Origin of the sequence: Lentibacillus persicus, from assembly GCF_900112705.1 — a bacterium.
Taxonomy (GTDB): Bacteria; Bacillota; Bacilli; order Bacillales; family Amphibacillaceae; genus Lentibacillus; species Lentibacillus persicus.
Window position 1 is genome coordinate 120,886 of sequence record NZ_FOMR01000007.1, and the last position, 18,012, is coordinate 138,897.

Sequence of the window (18,012 nt, forward strand, 5' to 3'; positions counted from 1 at the left end):
CCCGCGTTTTTAGATTGTCTTGCTGTATTTATATATAATTTCTCGGCTGCACAAATTCAGCAAATGATACTCTGGAGTGAAACATACACAATTGGTGTCTAACAACTACCAATTAAATGAATATGAGTAAAATTATGTTAATTTCAGAATACTACAAATTACATAAAATAAAACAGGCAAAAAGTTTTGTTTTTCACCATTTTCAGTTTAAAAGCATGTTTATAGCCCAAAGTGTTTCCATATTTTTCTAAGCAAGCGATGATCTTTGTCACAATATGCCAAGCGCGTTTGATATGGAAAGCTCCTATTTACTTCCAACAAAAAAAGACACCAGACCTATGATTTAAACATCAACTTTTACAAACAGCAGAAAGAGCATGTTTTGAAAAGTTTTTATCAAAACATGCTCTTTATAAATCAGCAATGGGGAGCTCTGCTCTCATTAGAGAAAGACGGACATCATAATTGCTGATAAAATGTGTTTCAAATTTGAACCCCTGTTTATGATCTCATCCGTTATTATTTACCGTTGAAAAGGGATTCGACTTTAGAAGCCTTGTCGCCATTCAATGTATATGTTACGCCATACGTTTCACCTTCACCGTCATGATTAAAAGCAACGTCAAGGTCGTGAACAATTTGCTTCATATATTCGTATGCTTGACGCATTTCTTCAGGTGTTTCTTTCCATTGGTCTGAACGTTCAACGTCTTCTTTTGCTTGTCCTTGTCTCCCTAAGTGCGACGTCCTGGAAAACTGATTATGATTGATAATTGCTTTCATATGACCAATATTCCTAAAATCATTTTGCAACGATTCGCTTTCACCCGTTATATTAATACTTGCGTCATTCCATGATTCATAAAACTCCTGCACCTTCAAATAATAGTTGAAACCTTCGTCATAACTTGTTTGTTTCCATTTTGAATAATCCGCTAGCTCCGAAAAACTTTCGGATTGTTCCGCAAAGAATTTGGAAAGTTTTTCTTTAACGTTTTTGATGGATTCTTTATATTTCTTCTTATATTCGTCTATGTTTACTGACGGCGCTCCTTCCACTTTTGCGATTTTTTCACCTTCGTCGTTGAACGTCACTTCGACTTCTCTTTCGTAAGTGTCTCCATATACCATTTTCGTTGTTGTTTCTTCTTCTATCCCGTCAACAAGCTCAAGTAAAGCGGGTTTCGTTGATTTTTCTATTTCCTTTTCCATTACTTTTTCGACCGTTTCAATCTTCGGGGCGTTTTTCATTTCTTTTTGCGTTTCCCCACCGCTATCTTGTCCGTTTCCCCCTGCAAATACATGGGCGAATCCGAACATCGAAGCCGCTAAAACGACAACCGAAACTCCTGCGACAAATTTCTTCTTCATGTAATTGCCCCCCCCTTTTAACTTATACTCCTAGATTAATTGTCTGTATGGTAACACACTTGTGATATAAAATTTTCAATTTCAGAACATTGAATATTTTAAATCATCCATTGAAATAACTTTGGCCATTTTTATTAAGATTACTTTAAGGTAAATACTAAACATACCTCAACTATATTAGGAGGTTACACAATGAGTGAAGGCCCCAAATAGCCTTGAGTACTGTAATATCAAAAAAAGGATACTAAATCACTTGCGATTTGCATCCCCTAAGGTTTACTTTATTTTATATATTTTCCAAGACTGGACCCATTAGGCCGATTTATCCCAGCTTGACAATTGTCCGGCCGCGCACTTTGCTTTCCATAATATCTCTCAGGACATCCGGCAGTTCCTCCAACGTGACCTCATTGACCAATTCGTCATGCATATCCGGTTTAAAATCGTCCGCCAGAAGCTGCCACACATCCCTACGTTTTTCCATCGGACATTTGACCGAATCAATACCAAGCCAATTGATGCCTCGTGAAATAAACGGCAGGACGGAAGTTGCGACATCTGTGCCACCGGTTAAACCGCTTGTCGCGACAGAGCCGCCGTAATCTAATGTGCTCAAAATATATTGAAGCGTCTTGCCGCCCACTGGGTCAACTGCAGCGGCCCATTGTTTCCTGCGCACCGGTTTTTGTTCGGTATCCTCGACTTCATGACGATCAACCACTTCGCTTGCGCCGATCTTTTTTAAATAATCTTTTTCATCCGATTTACCGGTGCTGGCTGTTACGTCATAACCACGCTTGGCTAGCATATTGACCGCCAGACTGCCTACACCGCCTGTAGCACCTGCGACCAATACAGACCCTTGTCCTCGTTCCAAGCCGTTATCTTCCAGTCGCTGCACAGATAATCCGGCTGTGAATCCTGCAGTTCCGAGAATCATTGCTTCTTTTAAAGAGAGGCCTTCCGGGAGAGGTACAGCCCAATCAGCAGGAACGCGTGCCACTTCACTGAAGCCGCCCCAATGACCTGTTCCCAATTCATAACTTGTCACAATAACTTCGTCGCCTTCTTTAAACCGGTTATCCTGAGATCCCATCACTGTTCCAGCTAAATCGATCCCCGGGACTAGCGGGTACGATTCAACAAGCTGGTTATTAACGGCCACCATGCCATCTTTGAAATTTACACTCGAATACGCAACGCGGATCGTTAAATCACCGTCCGGCAGGTCATCCTTTTGCAATTGTTTAATATCCAAATTCGTTTGCTCGCCCTTTTTGTCGAGCACAAGCGCTTTAAATGTATCCATGACTTCTAATGGCTCCTTTCCGAAAATCTTATATGTGTAGCATATAACTTGTGCGGTTGTATGTAAAACCTGCAGACCCATGTCAAAACTGAGTTTTACTAAAAAATAGACCTCCCGGCCGCTAAACTCAGGGAGGTCTATTTGTTCATTTGGCGACACGCTACTTCCTCTCACCCGCAAATGACGAGAAACGACTTATTGGAAGATACCATCAATTTTCGCAACCTCGTCCGCCGTTAATTGAACATCTAATGTTTTCAAATTGTTAAGTACTTGTTCTGCACGCTTAGCACCAGGAATAACGGCATCAATCGAATCGCGCGTTAAGTACCAAGCCAGAACAATATGTGCTGTCTCAGCCTGTTTTGCATTTGCAATCTCCCGAAGCTGTGCCACTTTTTCCAAATTCTTTTCAAATGCTTCACCCTGCATGTGTGGCATGCCGGCACGAAAATCGTTAAATGTCATGTCTTTATTGTATTTTCCTGCCAGTAATCCGGATGCAAACGGGAAGAATGGAATAAATGAAATGTTTTGTTCAGATGTATAAGGCAATAATTCTTTTTCAGCTGAACGGTTAATTAAATTGTATTCACCTTGATAGACATCGACATACCCATCGGTGTTCGCTTCCTTTAACTGATCCGGTGAAAAGTTGGATAAACCGATCGCTCTGATTTTTCCTTGATCTTTTAATTCTTTTAAAGCGCCCACAGCCTCATATCCCGGGGTAACGCCATCCGGGTAATGAATATAGTACAAGTCGATATAGTCCGTTTGCATCCGTTTCAAACTATTTTCAACTTCTTGTTTTAAAAAGGACGGTGTATTATCGTTTTGCATTTCCTCGCCGACAAACTTCACAGATCCTTTCGTTGCAAGAATAAGGTCCTTCCTTTTCCCGGTTTCTTTAATTGCTTCTCCAACTAATTCTTCTGATCTGCCGGGACCATACAGGTACGCTGTATCGATAAAATTCACACCATTTTCAACTGCTGTGCGAACAAGCTCTTTACCTGTTTCTTCATCTAAATCAGGATAAAGATTGTGCCCTCCAACTGCATTTGTTCCAAGTCCAATTGGATTGATATATATACCTGATTTTCCAAGCTGTGTTTGTTGTTTCAATCTATTGCCTCCAATTCAATCAAATATATACTTTTAATCTCCTATAGTAGTCATTGTCTAGTTTTACTCTGCTTCTGAAAAAACGGTAAATCGGCTACTGATTTTTCCTTGTGTATTCTCCTGACGTAATCACCATAGTTACATCAAATTAAAAAGTCAACTCATCCGATCTATTCATCCAAAAGACCTCCCGAATATTTCCAGGTAACCCAAATGATACGACAGCACGAATACTGTGATTAAGGCGCCAATCATTAATGTGAAAAACAACCAGTCACGCTTTCCGACAATCATTTTATGATAATGTGTACGATCAGGATCCCCGGTGAAGCCTTTAGATTCCATTGCTATGGCGACACGTTCGGCTTTACGGATGCCATTAGCTAAAAGCGGGATGGCATAACGCTGGAATTGATTCACCCTTCCTTTGATACCGCGTGCTCTGGCAACACCGCGGATCCGGTGTGCCTGTTGAAGAATTTTCAGTTCATGCCGAAATATCGGCAGAAACCGATAACCGGCCAGGATGCCATACGTAAGTTTCGGCGGAAGTTTGCATTGTTGCATAAGACTCAGCATAAGTTTCGTCGAATCGGTTGTCAGAATAAACATTAAAGACAGCGCACCAAAACAAAGCGACCTGAAACCAACGCTTAACCCGGTTTGAAGGCTCCCGGTTGTCACCTCAAGCATCCATAAACGAAAGATTACCTCGCCGCCGGAGAACGCCTGATTGGTATAAAGCATGGTCATCCATGCAAAACCTGCCGCAATGAGAAGAAATGGGCTGAAAAACTTCAGCCAACGCAACAACGGAATCGTGGTCATCGTAAAAGTAACAACCAGGATAAACATTAAATACACAAGCGGTGTAAAGACATCATAAGTTAATCCGAGGACAATGCCGGGAATCAACACAGTAAACATCTTGAGGGACGGGTTAATGGATGAGACCATGCAGTTCACCTTTACCTTTTCGTACGCTTGCCGGCATCCGCAACCTCGCTTCATATAGAAGCCCTTTCTGTTTCCAAAGGGAATCAGGGCTTCCGGAAAATGCCACCTTCCCCTTTTTGAGAACGACAATGTTATCGGCAGTGTCGGCAATATTCATATCATGGGTAACAAACACAATTGCTGTCCCCTTTGCCTTTAGGTCCATCACATAATCCATCAATTCACTTGTAGTACCGGCGTCCTGGCCAAATGTCGGCTCATCGAACAACAAAATATCCGGTGTCTCATCAAGAACCGTCGCTACACTGAGCCTGCGCTTTTGGCCACCGCTTAAGGAAAAAGGATTATTAAGTCGATACGGTGTCAAATGGAATTGCTCCATCAAGTCAGCCGCCGCTTTCTCCATTTCTTGATCCGATACACCATTAAGTTTCATACCAAAGGTCAATTCATCATAAACGGTATCAGTGATAAACTGGTGCTCAGGATTTTGAAAAACAAACCCTATCCTCTTTCGTAGTGCCTTTTCTTTCCATTTAGCAAGCGGACGGTCAAACAAGCAAACGTTGCCTGCTTTGGGGGACAGAAGACCAGCCATCAACTGAAGCATCGTGGATTTTCCTGCACCGTTCTCTCCTGCTATGACCAAAAACTCCCCGGCAAAGACATCGAAAGTTACTTTCCTTAGTATTTCATGATTACGATAAGAAAAAGACAGACTGCGGATGGAAAGAATACGTTTCCGTGATGGTTCTGTTTGTATCCACCGCTCCCGTAACGTGGGCTGGCTCGAATAGTCACCCGGCAAAAATACGCCTTCCTGTTCTAACAGCTGCTTCTGTTTCGTAAATAATTGCATTGGTACATCATCTGCCGCCAAACGACCATCCCGGCTGATCACCAGCACCCGGTCGATCAGCTCGAGCCAATCATCAGCCTGGTGCTCAATAATAAGGACAGAGATCTGGTGGTCTTTTTGAATCTTTTCCACCAGCTGTATAAATTCCAGGCTCGATACCGGATCCAAATTCGCCGTCGGTTCATCGAGAATCAGCATTTCCGGTTTTAGCAGAAGCACCGCAGCGAGCGCGATTTTCTGCTTTTGTCCGCCTGAGAGCTCGTGGATTTTATGTTGCTCAAAACCTTCCATCCCCACTGCTTTCAATATCTTTTTGATTCGCGCATGGATTTCAAGAGCGGGGACTTTTATATTTTCCAGAGTGAAGGCCAACTCATCCTCTACTGTTATCATGCAGAACTGACTATCCGGGTCTTGAAAAACGATGCCAATTTCTTGTGTGAGCTCGCCTTTTTCAAATTCCATAATATTTTTCCCGTTATACACGATTTCCCCGGAAGCTATGCCTTCAACAGCTTCCGGATACAATCCATTCAAGCAGAGAGCCAGGCTGCTTTTGCCGGTACCGCTTGCCCCCATCAAGAGTGTGACCTCATTCTGGTTCAAGGTGACATTCAAGTGTTGAAATAATGGCGCAATGTTTTCTTCATACCAAAAGGAAAAATCCTTCACCTCAAGGAGTGCCTGTTGGCGTCGATTAAGCTGTGTCATGTTTTTGCTTCCTTTGTAATTCTTTTCCTAAAGCATAGCCGCGGAGGACGCCGGTTTTTGCCAGCTGATCACTAAGCCATTTCCCAAAGACTCCCGAGATGAGCGCCGCACTGATGATCCGGACGCTTAATGCGGAGGCCAGAAGCCATGGCGCAAGAGCAATCATACCGGCAAAATAGAGATGCCAGGCAAAACTGATTATGGCAGTGGATACACCAGCTAGAATAAGGATCCGCAGCCGGTAATCCTTCCATTTGGTGATTGCGAATACCAGCTCTGCCCCCGCTCCCTGAATGGCTGCTGATAAAAGCAGTCCGGGACCTGCTGCCGTGCCAAGCAGAACTTCAACCACCCCTGCAATGAATTCAGCAGTAAAGGCGGCTCCGGGTTTACGCAGAATATAGGCCGCCATAATCGAGACAATGAACCATACACCATAGATAACCTCATAGCCTAATGGTGCCAGTCCAAATGGCACGAGAATATTACGAAGACCCTCGCCAACCAGGAAAAACAGTAAATAAATAACCCCAAAGACAACGCCCAGGACAGACATTAGTACAATTTCTTTCAATTTCCATTGCTTGGTCACGAACCCTCCTCCTTTATGCCTTATTTGATGGACTGTTTGCCGAAATGGTAAATGTCATCGTCACGTGAGATACTTTCTCTTGCACACTGGTGAAAGACGCTTGCAGGGCACTAAAAATATCTGACACATCCCCATCAAGTCTTGTTGCGTAATGAGTGCCGCTCACCTTTACCTTACGATGCTTGGAAAGATCAATCTGCTCATAGATTGCATTCATATAATCGTCACGCCCCATCGGATACAAAGCGAATTTGCACCCTGCTTCCTGGGATATTTCGTTCGACCTTTGTTCATTAAGCGGTGCATCCGTTTCATCCATATAGGCATCCGCTTCCGTATCTCCCGGACAACCGATTGAAAATGTCCCGCTCATCGCCACATGCTCGCCCGTCTTTGCCGCATGCAGAAAAAGAGCTTTACTCACATCAAATACATGCACCATTTTCCCACGTACACAAGTACTCACATCATCCGTTTCCTTCCACACCTTTGAGGTATCGACTTCTTCCAGTGCACCGAGAATAATATCCACGAATCTGTCGCTCATCGGATACAACGTGAATTGACACCCCGCGATTCTGCTGTTGCCACAACTATTATCAGGCATATTTCTTTCTCCTCCTCCATCGATTTTTATCACAAAAAAACTGCACTCCCTCGGGAATGCAGTTCACACGTTTAGTTTAGTTAAATTCGTATCGTGCACTGCACTTCCCCACGCTGGTATTATCCAGTTCGGGTTCAAAGGGTCAGATACAAAATCCTCTCAGCCACCTTTTCGGCAGCCCCCCTAGTGCTTATCGGTTATGCAGTTTTCTTGTATCTTCATCATAAATAATATTGTGAATTTTGTAAAGGCCTTGGGTTACATCCTATTTATGAGCAGTTTCAACCTTGAAAAAACCAATTTATCTGTTATTGGCTTTAAAACAATGACTCCCTGTAGGATGTAAAACCAAAGACAATATCAGATCGAACTTATACCTATTGACGAATTATTATTTAACCATTATGCTTATATACATAACTATATAACCGTGCCACGTTAAAACTGGTGAGGTGGTGAATACACGTTGGCTAAACCATTTGATGACAACAAGCCTATTTTCATGCAGGTACGTGAAGAAATAGAAGACCAGATTTTAAATAACCAGCTCAAGGAAGGTGATCAGGCGCCTTCAACAAATCAATTGGTCAATTTTTATAAAATCAATCACGTAACGGTTTCTAAGGGAATAACACAGCTCGTTGAGGAAGGCATTTTATACAAAAAACGGGGAGTCGGCATGTTTGTTGCTGATGGCGCAAAACAAAAATTGATTCAATCGCGGAAAGAAGCCTTTATAGATGATTACGTTCTCAAACTTGTCCGGGAAGCTGACAAATTGGAAATATCCGAAAGCGAAATCATCGCATTCATTAAACATGTAAAAGGAAGTGACCATTATGACGTTTGATATCGAAATAAAAAATCTGTCACTGTATTATAGGCAATTTACAGCGTTAAACGATATTTCATTGAATCTGGAAAGTGGCAGGATTTATGGATTGCTGGGAAGAAACGGTGCCGGAAAGACGTCGCTTCTTACGTTACTGGCAACTTTTCGGAAGGTTAAAAAAGGTTCAATACAAATTGATGGGGAAGATCCGTTTGAAAACGCAGCTGTCATGCAGCACATTGCTTTCCATTACGAAGCGGACTACAGTGAATTAACGGAAAATATAAAAGACATGCTTAATAGCGCTGAACGCTACCGTCCATATTTTGATCGTGACTATGCACATTACCTGGCCGATCGTTTTAAGCTACCTTTGAAAAAACCAATCAAAAAACTGTCAAGAGGCATGCAGTCAGCTTTTGAGGTGACGCTGGGATTAGCCAGCCGTACGCCCCTTACCATTTTCGACGAAACGTATCTGGGGATGGATGCACCTGCACGGGAAATCTTTTATAGAGAATTGCTTGAAGATCAGGCATCTCACCCACGTACTATAATTCTATCAACCCATCTGGTATCCGAAATGGACTATTTATTTGATGATGTCATTATACTTGACCAAGGCAGAATAATCCTTCACGAGGATTATGAAACGCTCGTTTCCAAAGGGGCGTCCATTACTGGTGCCGCCGAAGAAGTTGACGCATTTGTCACAGGTATGACAAAGCTGAATGAACAGGAATTGGGCAACACGAAAGCCGTAATGGTTTATGGTGAGTTAGCTGATGCACGCCGGACGGAAGCTCAGCGAAAGGGGCTCGAAGTCGGTCCAATTTCTTTGCAGGATTTGTTCATTTATCTGACAAGCGAGGAGGCCCGGTATGAATAAGAAAACATTCTTTCCAAAAGTCGCATTTGATATGTTTACCATGCAAATGGTATGGTCTCTGTATTTTCTCGGATCACTATTAGCCGTTCACATCATGATGGTTGTTTTGGCTGTAAATATAAATGATTCAATTGGAGACTTTTTATTCTTTTCACATGGTTCTGCCAAGATTTACATGCTTGTTATCGGTATCATCTCAACATATGGATTTTTAACCCATTTTGCTCACCATGGCGTGACACGAAAAGATTATTTCAAAGGGGCTTTTATCGCTGCAATTGGCGTTGCGCTTGCAATTGCTGTAATCGCAGCAGCAGTAACGGGAATTGAATACGTGATGATAGAAATGACGGGAACTCAGGATGTGTTGGAACGTTCACTCTCAGCTGTCGATATTACCAGCAACAGCATCAGTGTTGAATTGCCGGACATAATATTTCAATCATCGGTGCTTCTACATGGGACTAACTGGGTTGCTTCCTTGTTTTTGTTTTCGTTGAACGTTCTTACCTATTTTGCTGCGGGATGGCTCATAGGTTCCGGGTTTTACCGGTTTGGCTGGGTTATCGGATTAGGCTTTATTGTCCTGTCACTTTTATTCATGGTAACCGGTGACTTGATTTGGGGAATAGAACTGGGAGAACCCTTGTCTAATTGGTTGCCTTTCAGCTCTATAAGCTTACCGTTTTATGTGTCATTTTTATACAATCTTATAATGATTGGTGTTATGCTTGTTCTGATCCGCCTAGCCATCCGGCACACGCCCATTAAAATGTAAGCAGAATAACCGTACAGACATAAATAATGCCTCATGGACGACAACAAGTCCATGGGGCATTATTTTTCAAATTTTACTAGACAGCGTCAAATCAATCAATTAACAAAATTTGGATGCCGACCGCCTTATAGTATACTATTTAATCAATATATCGCCTTGCACCGGCATATTCAATTTCATATGCTGAATCGGCAAGCTCGATTATTTCGACCGTACTGCTGGAGTTTGGTGAATGGATCATTTTTCCATTACCAATATACATGGCGACGTGATGAACGGAACCTTCACCCTCATTATAGGCGAAAAAAAGCAAGTCTCCTTTTTCCAGATTCTCTCTTTCTACCGGAGTTCCGTGCGTCGCCTGAACAGATGAATCACGTGGAATTGTGATTCCATTTGCCTTATAGATTGTATGGGTAAACCCGGAACAATCGAAACCAAAACCGGAAGCACCTGCCCAAAGGTAAGGTAGTCCCAAGAATTTCTTAGCCGATTTTACAAGGTCGTCCCCAGTCGGCTCAGGAATGTCACTTTCTGAGTCATAAATGGAAACATCTTCAGCACTGATCCATTTGTTTCCGTCGCTTGGCGTCGCTACCAGGATGGCATCTGTTTTTTGATTGATGACAGGTAAACGGGTATTGAAACTGATTTCTTTAAACTCTTTTTCCAAGGAAGCATTTCCATAAAGCCATGTTGTCGGCTCTGTAACAAGTGCGAATGAATGGTGATTTACATGCTCAAATCTTTTATTATTCGCCAATTGAGTTTTTGGCATCCAAGCTGGATAACCGATTTCATTCTTAGGTGTCGGTTGTCCATGTACGGCAACTTTCACCCACTCTCCTTGTTCTTCTAAAATCGTTACTTTTTGTCCATATAACGCCTGTGTTTGAAGATTACCCACCAGCCATAGCTTTTGATCTAACGACATACGTGTCGTCCATTCCCACATATCGACCGGATTTGTAGTTGAAGGCCTATCGATAGTACGATTCATATCAGGTTCTGACCACAGCGTTGCTACAGCTACGTCAATAAAATCCGTCTTTGAATCGGTATCCTTGCCTTTTGGATGTGCGTTAGTTGTAACGGGGGCGAACGTACTTGCAACAAGAACAACAATTAGTGCATACTTCAAAACTGAGCGATATTTTTCAAGCATTCAAAGGCACCTCCGCAAAATTAGTTTATAAATCCAAGTCCAGGGCCCTCCGACAGTATTACTGTTTTCCCATCGTATTGCATTCCCCCTTCTACTGGCTCCTGCTTAAGCCAAAGTGGCGCATCCAAATCGAAATGCGTAATGTTATTATGAGAAAAAGCAAGGTGAGCCGCTGCGGTAACAGATAAAGATGATTCCATCATGCTGCCAATCATACATTCAATGCCTGCGCTCTGCGCTGTATCGGCAATTTGTCTAGCCTGGCGAATCCCACCGCTTTTCATCAGTTTAATATTCAATAAATCAACAGCCTCCATCTTAATCAATCGAAACGCATCAAACGGAGAAAAAAGACTTTCATCGGCCATAATTGGCGTATCAACATTGTGACGAACATATTTCAGCCCTTCGAAGTCATGTGCCGCCACTGGCTGTTCAACCAATTCCACCATCAGATTTTCTTTCTCCAAATAGCGAATGATTTTAACAGCCTGCTTTCGGTCCCATCCTTGATTGGCATCTAGACGCAACGCTGCCTTATCACCTACCGTTTCCCGTATTTTCTCGATCCGGCTGATATCCAATCGTTCGTCATTACCCACTTTAATCTTCAGCGTGTTATAGCCTTGTCTGAGCCTTTCTATTGCATCCTGTCCCATAACTTCCGGCTCATCTATACTTATTGTTATATCAGTTTCAGGGCACACTGATCCGCCACCAAGATACTGATACAGCGGCAAACCGTAATACTTGCAATAAGCATCGTGGAGCGCAATATCAACCGCAGCCTTGGCACTTGTATTGCCGGCACAGCTTGTCACTACGTTTGTTAAAATATCTTCCAGTTCCTCAATATGGTGATGGAGAATGACTTGTTTTATAGGTCCCTCAATGGCTGCTTGAATACTGGCGAGTGATTCACCCGTAATCTGCCAAGTGGACGCAGCAGACCCAATTCCAAAAACACCATTTTCCAATTGAATCTCTATATTAATCACTTCAATTTCAGTAACCTCTCTCAACGACGTTTTAAATACTTTTCCTAATGGTATAGTTTTCTTATTTGTGTGGACTTCAGTAATTTCCAAAAAACAACCCCCTCTTGGGACAAGGGGTCAGACCCTCTGTCCCAACCTATCTTAGAGCATCGATAAAATTTGTGCTGTCAGTAAACCAAAATAGGTTCCAAGAAATGATCCAGCCAGGGCCATTACGACTCCAATTGGAATCAATGCACGGTTATAGGTACCGGCAAGCAGTGGCGCTGAAGCCATGCCCCCAATATTTGCCAGGCTGGATACCCCAAGCGTGAACAAATCAAGCTTGAAGATTTTGGCCGCCAGTCCCATGAACAATGCATGGATAAACAGGATTACAAACCCTGAAAGAATGTATATCGGCGCCTGAAACAGCTGTGTGAAATCCGCACGGGACGCAATCAATGCAATTACCACATACAACAGAACATTGGCCACATCCAAGGAACCAGGAATTTTGGACACACGTGTCATGGCAAGCAATACACCGACAACCGACACAATAAAGATTGTCCATGTCAGAGCACTGACGATATCGCCATATGTCGGCAATAAGCCCCCAATTTTTGTTGCCACCGCGGAACCAAAAATCCCAATCGAAAACAAACCCATCAAATGGACAAACGATGTATTTTCATTATTATTTTCCTGTTCTTCCATCAGTTCCATTCTGACTTCATCGAGATGTGATGTATTCGCTTTTGCCCAACGGTTAAACACAGCCGCAAACGGCACAAGCCAGAACATAATCATAACCCATGTTGAATAGTTAATCGTATCCATCACGAGTGCATAACCGAATATATTTTCCGGAACTTCCAGAATACCCTGGATAATCACCATATTGGCAGACCCGCCTGTCCAGCTTCCCGCCAATGCACCAAATGCTTGCCACGTTTCAGGTGCATAAAAAGACTGGAACAGAAGGTAAACCACTGTAAAACCGATGATAATACTCAGCACTGCCGTAAAATAACCAATCAGCATTTTAGGGCCTAGTTTGACCAGCTTTCTCAGGTCACAGTTCAGTAGCATCAACAAAATCAAAGCGGGTAAAATTGCGTCCCGAATTGTACCATATGTATTATCAATCGCTTCCGTATCACCAATGACCCCAGTTGTTTTTAAAATTGCTCCAACAATGTAAATTAAAACTATCCCAGGTACGTATTTAAACAGCTTGCTGTCCGAACTTTTTTCAATATATGCGATAAGCCCGGCTATGCCAATCATCAACCCCAAGTATAAAAATCCATCTTGAATCATGAAAGCTCCCCTTCCCCATGGTATTGTTACTGAACCTTATGTCACCAACCCTAATAAAAGCAGAAAAACCCAGCTGACAGAATAAATTCCTGGTCAACTGGGTTTTATCTACTTATTGATAGATAAAGCAGTTTAAGTTAATCCTTATTCATTAAACGTTTCTTCAAATTTTTTCAAAGCATGCCTATAAGCAACAAGCAGTGCTTTCTGTGAAGATCCTAAATAACGGTTTGTTATGATTTCATGTATCCGCTCACTGTCAGTTATATACTGATCAACAAACAATGATTGTACAAATTTTTTTGTGAGATCAATAATGGCTGTACACTCTGCATCAATGATCCTTCCATTCGTTTTATCGATGACAAAACCAACAAAAAAAGTCTCAAACTGTTTGGTTATGGGATTACTGGACGGAGATTTTGCCTCTCCGATAACGTAAACAGTTTCTTGATGATACACAGCATTCAACTCCAAAAATTCTCCTACATCTTCCGCAAGGGAGCTCACTCGGAAAAAGTGAGAGCCATAGCAGAATGTATGCGCTTTCTAAGTCACTTAAAATAATAGAGTATTGTAATATGATTGTCAAGGTGTAATTTAATAAAAATTAAGTATTTTCAAGACTTAATTTTCATTGTATTAGACTTACCTTTTTTCAAAAATAAAATGGACTAGATTGATATAAGGCTTCTTATTGGCCTTAAAATAATGGCTCTCTGTAGTTGGTAAATTGTAATTTAAACGGGATAACTGATAAATAAATCATCATCGCAAGAAAAGCAATCGACCCAGTTAAAATCCAGGATAATCCGAACACATTCAGTACAAAAGGAATCACTGGCAGCACAACACCATAGAGACCCGACTCGCGATTACTTTGTGTTGTAATGTATTGTCTTTCCCCACAATTGGGACATTTCTTCCGGCCATCAATTATAAATAACACTTCTCTCCATTTAAAAATATAATTACATGACCAACATACAGGCAAAGCCATACTTCTTCTCCCTTCTATTCTTCCAGAATGGCCACTACATGTATAAGAACAGTAGCTATCCCTGATTCGCTTCCGTTTGTTTTTTATAATAATTGATGGCAAACCCTTGTATAGTGAATAGCAATAATACTAATATCCACATTGCATCCATGTAAATATCATACGGAATGCTTGCAATAAAATCGTGATATAGTTGGAGAATAAGCCATCCGAGTGGAAATACACCAAGTGCGTATTTAGATGAATAAGCTAATATTTGTTCTTTTTTATCTTTTGAGAGATTACTTCTTGAAAATTTAAAAGCCATTACAAGAGCATATACAAAAAATGGAAGTACCAATACACCAATCATACCCATCAACCAAACCCACCCCATTTTAGAAAATAATATTCCCTGGTTGGTGAATTCATCATTCTCCCCGACTTCATTGTACTATTATTCAGAAAATATTTACAGCCTAATTTTTGTAAAAATCTGCGCAAATGGTACTGGATATAAGTTTAAAACATTAAAGACTACCCCAAAATCTTTGAGTGTTTTTTGGTTTTTAACTTAGCCTTACGAACCTTTATAAATCCGGCAATTATATCCCAGACTAAACCAATTATTAACAGAACCAATATCCAAAGTGTCATTTGTTCCCAAATTTGGCGTACGACTTCGTATCCCTCGCTACCTTCGTTTACAATGCCATGTTGCACAAGTTCGCTCATAAAATCCGGATTCCAAAACTGCGTACTTGTAATCATAAATAGAATCAATGTTATCGAAATCAGGTTAACAATAGAGGTAATCACGACAAGTGAAACAGTCCACTTTCCATATTTAAACTTCAAACATTCCTTAACAATTCCAAATCCGAAAACGATTAGAACCAATAACAGAATTGCACTATATATTTCTTGATTTAAGAAAGGAACCACGCCGGAAAAGTCTCCATTTTGGAAGATCCAGATCCCAAAATAATCACTCGAAAAGGCCAGAAACATTATGATTAGCACATAAAATGTAATCCCTATAATCGTCTCACTTCGTTTAATTTGCCTTCCCTGGTCGGGGATCGGTGCCAAATCAGACGGTTTCCATTCTTTGTCTATGTTGATTTTTTCTAACTTCCCTGCGCTGAAATATTCCACGAACGCAAAACCAAATGTCGTCCAGCCGATAACCATTGGAATAATGGTCGTGAAATAAGAAACAATGTAGTTAATAAAATAATCCAATATATTAACCGGGTTTAAAATAACTTGAATTACAAAAACAGCAGAAAATCCTATTACAACAGAAATCAAACCTATTTTCAGCACCAATATATACAAATCATACAGTTCCGGGCCGATTAGATACTTATTATTCCCTCTGTATTTTCGTGCCAGATTCCTTGGATGGCCTAGTCCCAGCAATACGTCCTCCACATCTGCCTCTGTAACATGCCTGTTCTGGCGACGCTCATCCAGCATATCTTCAATCAAACCGCGAAGTTCTTCTGCTACATCGTCTCTTTGGGCTTCTGGCAGCCTTTTGGTGACCGCATAAATATACCGTTCAATCATCTCCATCTGATTCCCCTCTTCCATTCATAACATTATTCATACTTGTGACAATGCTTTGCCATTCCACACGTAATAAATCCAATACTTCTTTGCCAGTATCACTTAATAAGTAATACTTTCTTGGTCGTGACTCATTCGTATCCCATTTGCTGTCCAAAAGACCTTGCTTTTCAAGCCTTCTAAGGAGGGGATACAACGTTCCCGGTTCTACCTGAATGCCTTTCTCTTTTAATGTTGTGACAAGCGAATATCCATATTGGGGTTCGTACAGTTGGCTCAAAGCCCCAATTGTAATGGTTCCCCGCCTCAGTTCCTGCATTAATTTGTCTATGTGTTCATGTGCATCGCTCAAATTAACCAACTCCTGAAGTTATTATACTGTATGACATACACTATTGTAAATGACAAATTAATGTACTTAAATTATCTTTTTTCCTCACACAGGTTCGGCTGGGACAAAAGGGTTAAAGCAAATAAAAAAACCATTTTACGGTTGGTTACTAAATTCGTTTCTTTGAGTATTAACAAATGTTTAGAAACAGCAGCACGCCCTATTTGAAAATGAGGCGTTATTTTGTGAAGAGGCAACTCGTCCTCATCTGCCAGCAAACGTATTAATATACGCCTTGTCGGATCTGCAATAGCAACAAAAACATCACGTTTTTGGTCCGTATGTCGAGTCAATTTTTATTTTTTGTTAATTTAATGATTATGGTTCCTTGGGTTACGTTATAGCACTTAATTGTGAGGTGACTGTAATCCATGATACATTTTCTTAAGGAGGAATGATTCTGTATGAAAAAGTGGTTAAATGAGTCGAATCATACTGTTGTATTCACAGGTGCCGGCATGTCTACTGAAAGCGGACTGCCTGATTTCCGTTCAGCTAACAAGGGGATGTGGAAGCAAAAAGATCCAAGCAAGATTGCCAGCACAGAGGCTCTGAACAGTAATGTTGATGAATTTATCGAATTTTACCGCAGCAGAGTGTTAACTGTAAAAGACTATAAACCGCATAAAGGCCACCGTATTCTGGCTGAATGGGAAAGAAAAGGTTTGATCAACTCAATCATTACACAAAATGTCGATGGCTTTCATCAAACTGCAGGCAGTCAAAACGTGGCCGAGCTTCATGGCACATTGACAAAAGTGCACTGTCAGACTTGCGGGAAGAAATACGAAAATGAAGCGTACGTGAATGAGACCTACAATTGTGAGTGTGGCGGCGTATTACGCCCTTCAATTACATTGTTTGGGGAAATGCTGCCCCAGGATGCTTTCCAGCTGGCACAATCCGAAGCAGAACGCGCTGACCTTTTCATTGTGCTTGGCTCTTCGCTCAGCGTCACACCGGCGAACCAATTTCCGCTGATCGCCAAGGATAATGGTGCCCGGCTCGTCATCGTCAACCGAGAGCCGACTGAATTTGACAGGTTTGCTGATGAGGTCATTCACGAACGCGAAATCGGTGAAGTGTTGGAGGAATGGGATAACTAGTAAATAGCTAATCCGCCGCAGATTTGGGCAGTTCAATTAAGGCTCGGACAGTTTGACCCTAACCAATGTTTTTAAACTATTTTGACAATAACTTTAACACAATTCTTTCTTATTCGGCGAAAATCTATGTCGGTTTATGTAAGGTTTTGACTACTTTTGCTGAAACCATTGCATTCTATCTTAATCATGGCATAATAATGTTTGTGCGCGTTTATAGGGAAAAGGTCCCAAGTATGGGGCTGAAAGAAAGGAAAGTGTTAGTATGCAAGATTTTAAACCTGAGCCAACTCTCCAAGTTTTAGGCGTTGCAATTGCTGTCAAAAAAAAAGAAATGATAGACTTGGGGATGACTTACGGTTTAACCGATATTAGAACAATTCAATGCAGTCAGCACCTTGATCATCTTTTGAATTTGTATACAGGCAATAAAAATTTTAGTATGACCGGATAAGTTATATGG

The 18,012-nt window shown here is 41.5% G+C and carries 20 protein-coding genes, 1 pseudogene and 1 riboswitch; of the genes and pseudogenes, 5 read left to right on the top strand and 16 right to left on the bottom strand.

Translation table 11 applies throughout. The features are described 5' to 3' along the window. Nucleotides 1-519 precede the first annotated feature (519 nt). The 7 genes from BMZ22_RS10650 to BMZ22_RS10680 form a co-directional block, all read right to left on the bottom strand. A complete protein-coding gene (locus tag BMZ22_RS10650) occupies nt 520-1,371 on the bottom strand; it encodes a hypothetical protein (RefSeq protein WP_090085327.1) in 852 nt (283 codons plus the stop codon). Nucleotides 1,372-1,693: 322 nt separating this feature from the next. Continuing rightward, nucleotides 1,694-2,680 carry an acrylyl-CoA reductase family protein gene (locus tag BMZ22_RS10655; protein WP_090085514.1) on the bottom strand — a complete coding sequence of 329 codons (987 nt, stop codon included), beginning with the start codon at nt 2,678-2,680 and terminating at the stop codon, nt 1,694-1,696. Between the two features lie 195 nt (nt 2,681-2,875). Then, complete coding sequence (locus tag BMZ22_RS10660; RefSeq protein ID WP_090085329.1) at nt 2,876-3,808, bottom strand: aldo/keto reductase; 933 nt, start codon at nt 3,806-3,808, stop codon at nt 2,876-2,878. A gap of 174 nt (nt 3,809-3,982) precedes the next feature. After that, on the bottom strand, nt 3,983-4,735 hold the full coding sequence (locus tag BMZ22_RS10665) for an energy-coupling factor transporter transmembrane component T family protein (protein WP_245745351.1): 753 nt from the start codon (nt 4,733-4,735) through the stop codon (nt 3,983-3,985). Between the two features lie 13 nt (nt 4,736-4,748). Beyond that, entirely contained in the window at nt 4,749-6,335 is a 1,587-nt protein-coding gene (locus tag BMZ22_RS10670) for an ABC transporter ATP-binding protein (RefSeq protein WP_090085333.1), read from the bottom strand. Continuing rightward, a complete protein-coding gene (locus tag BMZ22_RS10675) occupies nt 6,322-6,927 on the bottom strand; it encodes an ECF transporter S component (protein ID WP_090085336.1) in 606 nt (201 codons plus the stop codon). Before BMZ22_RS10675 ends, BMZ22_RS10670 begins: the two co-directional genes overlap by 14 nt. 13 nt (nt 6,928-6,940) lie before the next feature. Next, nucleotides 6,941-7,534 carry a YkoF family thiamine/hydroxymethylpyrimidine-binding protein gene (locus BMZ22_RS10680; RefSeq protein ID WP_090085338.1) on the bottom strand — a complete coding sequence of 198 codons (594 nt, stop codon included), beginning with the start codon at nt 7,532-7,534 and terminating at the stop codon, nt 6,941-6,943. 88 nt (nt 7,535-7,622) lie between these two features. Then, a riboswitch (TPP riboswitch) is annotated at nt 7,623-7,729 on the bottom strand. Nucleotides 7,730-8,036: 307 nt separating this feature from the next. On the opposite strand from BMZ22_RS10680, the gene BMZ22_RS10685 reads away from it, so the two are divergent. Genes BMZ22_RS10685 through BMZ22_RS10695 form a run of 3 tightly spaced genes read left to right on the top strand, consistent with a single transcriptional unit; the run spans nt 8,037 to nt 10,033 of the window. Beyond that, entirely contained in the window at nt 8,037-8,384 is a 348-nt protein-coding gene (locus tag BMZ22_RS10685) for a GntR family transcriptional regulator (protein ID WP_425434283.1), read from the top strand. After that, nucleotides 8,374-9,255 carry an ATP-binding cassette domain-containing protein gene (locus BMZ22_RS10690; protein ID WP_090085343.1) on the top strand — a complete coding sequence of 294 codons (882 nt, stop codon included), beginning with the start codon at nt 8,374-8,376 and terminating at the stop codon, nt 9,253-9,255. Before BMZ22_RS10685 ends, BMZ22_RS10690 begins: the two co-directional genes overlap by 11 nt. Continuing rightward, nucleotides 9,248-10,033: a hypothetical protein gene (locus tag BMZ22_RS10695; RefSeq protein WP_090085345.1), complete on the top strand. Its 786-nt coding sequence runs from the start codon at nt 9,248-9,250 to the stop codon at nt 10,031-10,033. The genes BMZ22_RS10690 and BMZ22_RS10695 overlap by 8 nt, the downstream gene beginning before the upstream one ends. A gap of 139 nt (nt 10,034-10,172) precedes the next feature. Here BMZ22_RS10695 and BMZ22_RS10700 read toward each other — a convergent pair whose 3' ends face one another. The 9 genes and pseudogenes from BMZ22_RS10700 to BMZ22_RS10740 form a co-directional block, all read right to left on the bottom strand. Then, nucleotides 10,173-11,198: a C40 family peptidase gene (locus tag BMZ22_RS10700; protein ID WP_090085349.1), complete on the bottom strand. Its 1,026-nt coding sequence runs from the start codon at nt 11,196-11,198 to the stop codon at nt 10,173-10,175. Nucleotides 11,199-11,218: 20 nt separating this feature from the next. Then, on the bottom strand, nt 11,219-12,286 hold the full coding sequence (locus BMZ22_RS10705) for a dipeptide epimerase (protein ID WP_090085351.1): 1,068 nt from the start codon (nt 12,284-12,286) through the stop codon (nt 11,219-11,221). 51 nt (nt 12,287-12,337) lie between these two features. Beyond that, nucleotides 12,338-13,501 carry a DUF819 family protein gene (locus tag BMZ22_RS10710; RefSeq protein WP_090085353.1) on the bottom strand — a complete coding sequence of 388 codons (1,164 nt, stop codon included), beginning with the start codon at nt 13,499-13,501 and terminating at the stop codon, nt 12,338-12,340. A 144-nt stretch (nt 13,502-13,645) separates the two neighbouring features. Beyond that, entirely contained in the window at nt 13,646-14,011 is a 366-nt protein-coding gene (locus BMZ22_RS10715; protein WP_425434281.1) for a DUF3870 domain-containing protein, read from the bottom strand. Nucleotides 14,012-14,204: 193 nt separating this feature from the next. Next, nucleotides 14,205-14,501: a TIGR04104 family putative zinc finger protein gene (locus BMZ22_RS10720; RefSeq protein ID WP_090085357.1), complete on the bottom strand. Its 297-nt coding sequence runs from the start codon at nt 14,499-14,501 to the stop codon at nt 14,205-14,207. A 55-nt stretch (nt 14,502-14,556) separates the two neighbouring features. Continuing rightward, nucleotides 14,557-14,859, bottom strand: a complete 303-nt coding sequence (locus tag BMZ22_RS10725; RefSeq protein ID WP_090085359.1) for a hypothetical protein — start codon at nt 14,857-14,859, stop codon at nt 14,557-14,559. Nucleotides 14,860-15,017: 158 nt separating this feature from the next. Continuing rightward, the gene (locus tag BMZ22_RS10730) at nt 15,018-16,061 is read right to left on the bottom strand and encodes an HAAS signaling domain-containing protein (protein ID WP_090085361.1); all 1,044 of its coding nucleotides are present in this window, start codon (nt 16,059-16,061) and stop codon (nt 15,018-15,020) included. Then, on the bottom strand, nt 16,048-16,407 hold the full coding sequence (locus BMZ22_RS10735) for a PadR family transcriptional regulator (protein ID WP_090085364.1): 360 nt from the start codon (nt 16,405-16,407) through the stop codon (nt 16,048-16,050). Before BMZ22_RS10735 ends, BMZ22_RS10730 begins: the two co-directional genes overlap by 14 nt. Before the next feature lie 131 nt (nt 16,408-16,538). Then, nucleotides 16,539-16,739, bottom strand: a pseudogene (locus tag BMZ22_RS10740) (ArsR family transcriptional regulator); the annotation flags it as partial. A 111-nt stretch (nt 16,740-16,850) separates the two neighbouring features. On the opposite strand from BMZ22_RS10740, the gene BMZ22_RS10745 reads away from it, so the two are divergent. Together BMZ22_RS10745 and BMZ22_RS10750 are read left to right on the top strand one after the other, a co-directional pair. After that, nucleotides 16,851-17,552 carry an NAD-dependent protein deacylase gene (locus BMZ22_RS10745; protein ID WP_090085369.1) on the top strand — a complete coding sequence of 234 codons (702 nt, stop codon included), beginning with the start codon at nt 16,851-16,853 and terminating at the stop codon, nt 17,550-17,552. A 262-nt stretch (nt 17,553-17,814) separates the two neighbouring features. Next, complete coding sequence (locus BMZ22_RS10750; RefSeq protein ID WP_090085372.1) at nt 17,815-18,003, top strand: aspartyl-phosphate phosphatase Spo0E family protein; 189 nt, start codon at nt 17,815-17,817, stop codon at nt 18,001-18,003. Nucleotides 18,004-18,012 lie beyond the last annotated feature (9 nt).

Excerpts from the sequence above, each read along its gene's own strand:
- BMZ22_RS10650 (WP_090085327.1), bottom strand. The coding sequence starts at position 1,371 with ATGAAGAAGAAATTTGTCGCAGGAGTTTCGGTTGTCGTTTTAGCGGCT.
- BMZ22_RS10655 (WP_090085514.1), bottom strand. The coding sequence starts at position 2,680 with ATGGATACATTTAAAGCGCTTGTGCTCGACAAAAAGGGCGAGCAAACG.
- BMZ22_RS10665 (WP_245745351.1), bottom strand. The coding sequence starts at position 4,735 with ATGTTTACTGTGTTGATTCCCGGCATTGTCCTCGGATTAACTTATGAT.
- BMZ22_RS10670 (WP_090085333.1), bottom strand. The coding sequence starts at position 6,335 with ATGACACAGCTTAATCGACGCCAACAGGCACTCCTTGAGGTGAAGGAT.
- BMZ22_RS10680 (WP_090085338.1), bottom strand. The coding sequence starts at position 7,534 with ATGCCTGATAATAGTTGTGGCAACAGCAGAATCGCGGGGTGTCAATTC.
- BMZ22_RS10685 (WP_425434283.1), top strand. The coding sequence starts at position 8,037 with ATGCAGGTACGTGAAGAAATAGAAGACCAGATTTTAAATAACCAGCTC.
- BMZ22_RS10690 (WP_090085343.1), top strand. The coding sequence starts at position 8,374 with ATGACGTTTGATATCGAAATAAAAAATCTGTCACTGTATTATAGGCAA.
- BMZ22_RS10695 (WP_090085345.1), top strand. The coding sequence starts at position 9,248 with ATGAATAAGAAAACATTCTTTCCAAAAGTCGCATTTGATATGTTTACC.
- BMZ22_RS10700 (WP_090085349.1), bottom strand. The coding sequence starts at position 11,198 with ATGCTTGAAAAATATCGCTCAGTTTTGAAGTATGCACTAATTGTTGTT.
- BMZ22_RS10710 (WP_090085353.1), bottom strand. The coding sequence starts at position 13,501 with ATGATTCAAGATGGATTTTTATACTTGGGGTTGATGATTGGCATAGCC.
- BMZ22_RS10720 (WP_090085357.1), bottom strand. The coding sequence starts at position 14,501 with ATGGCTTTGCCTGTATGTTGGTCATGTAATTATATTTTTAAATGGAGA.
- BMZ22_RS10725 (WP_090085359.1), bottom strand. The coding sequence starts at position 14,859 with ATGGGTATGATTGGTGTATTGGTACTTCCATTTTTTGTATATGCTCTT.
- BMZ22_RS10730 (WP_090085361.1), bottom strand. The coding sequence starts at position 16,061 with ATGGAGATGATTGAACGGTATATTTATGCGGTCACCAAAAGGCTGCCA.
- BMZ22_RS10745 (WP_090085369.1), top strand. The coding sequence starts at position 16,851 with ATGAAAAAGTGGTTAAATGAGTCGAATCATACTGTTGTATTCACAGGT.
- BMZ22_RS10750 (WP_090085372.1), top strand. The coding sequence starts at position 17,815 with ATGCAAGATTTTAAACCTGAGCCAACTCTCCAAGTTTTAGGCGTTGCA.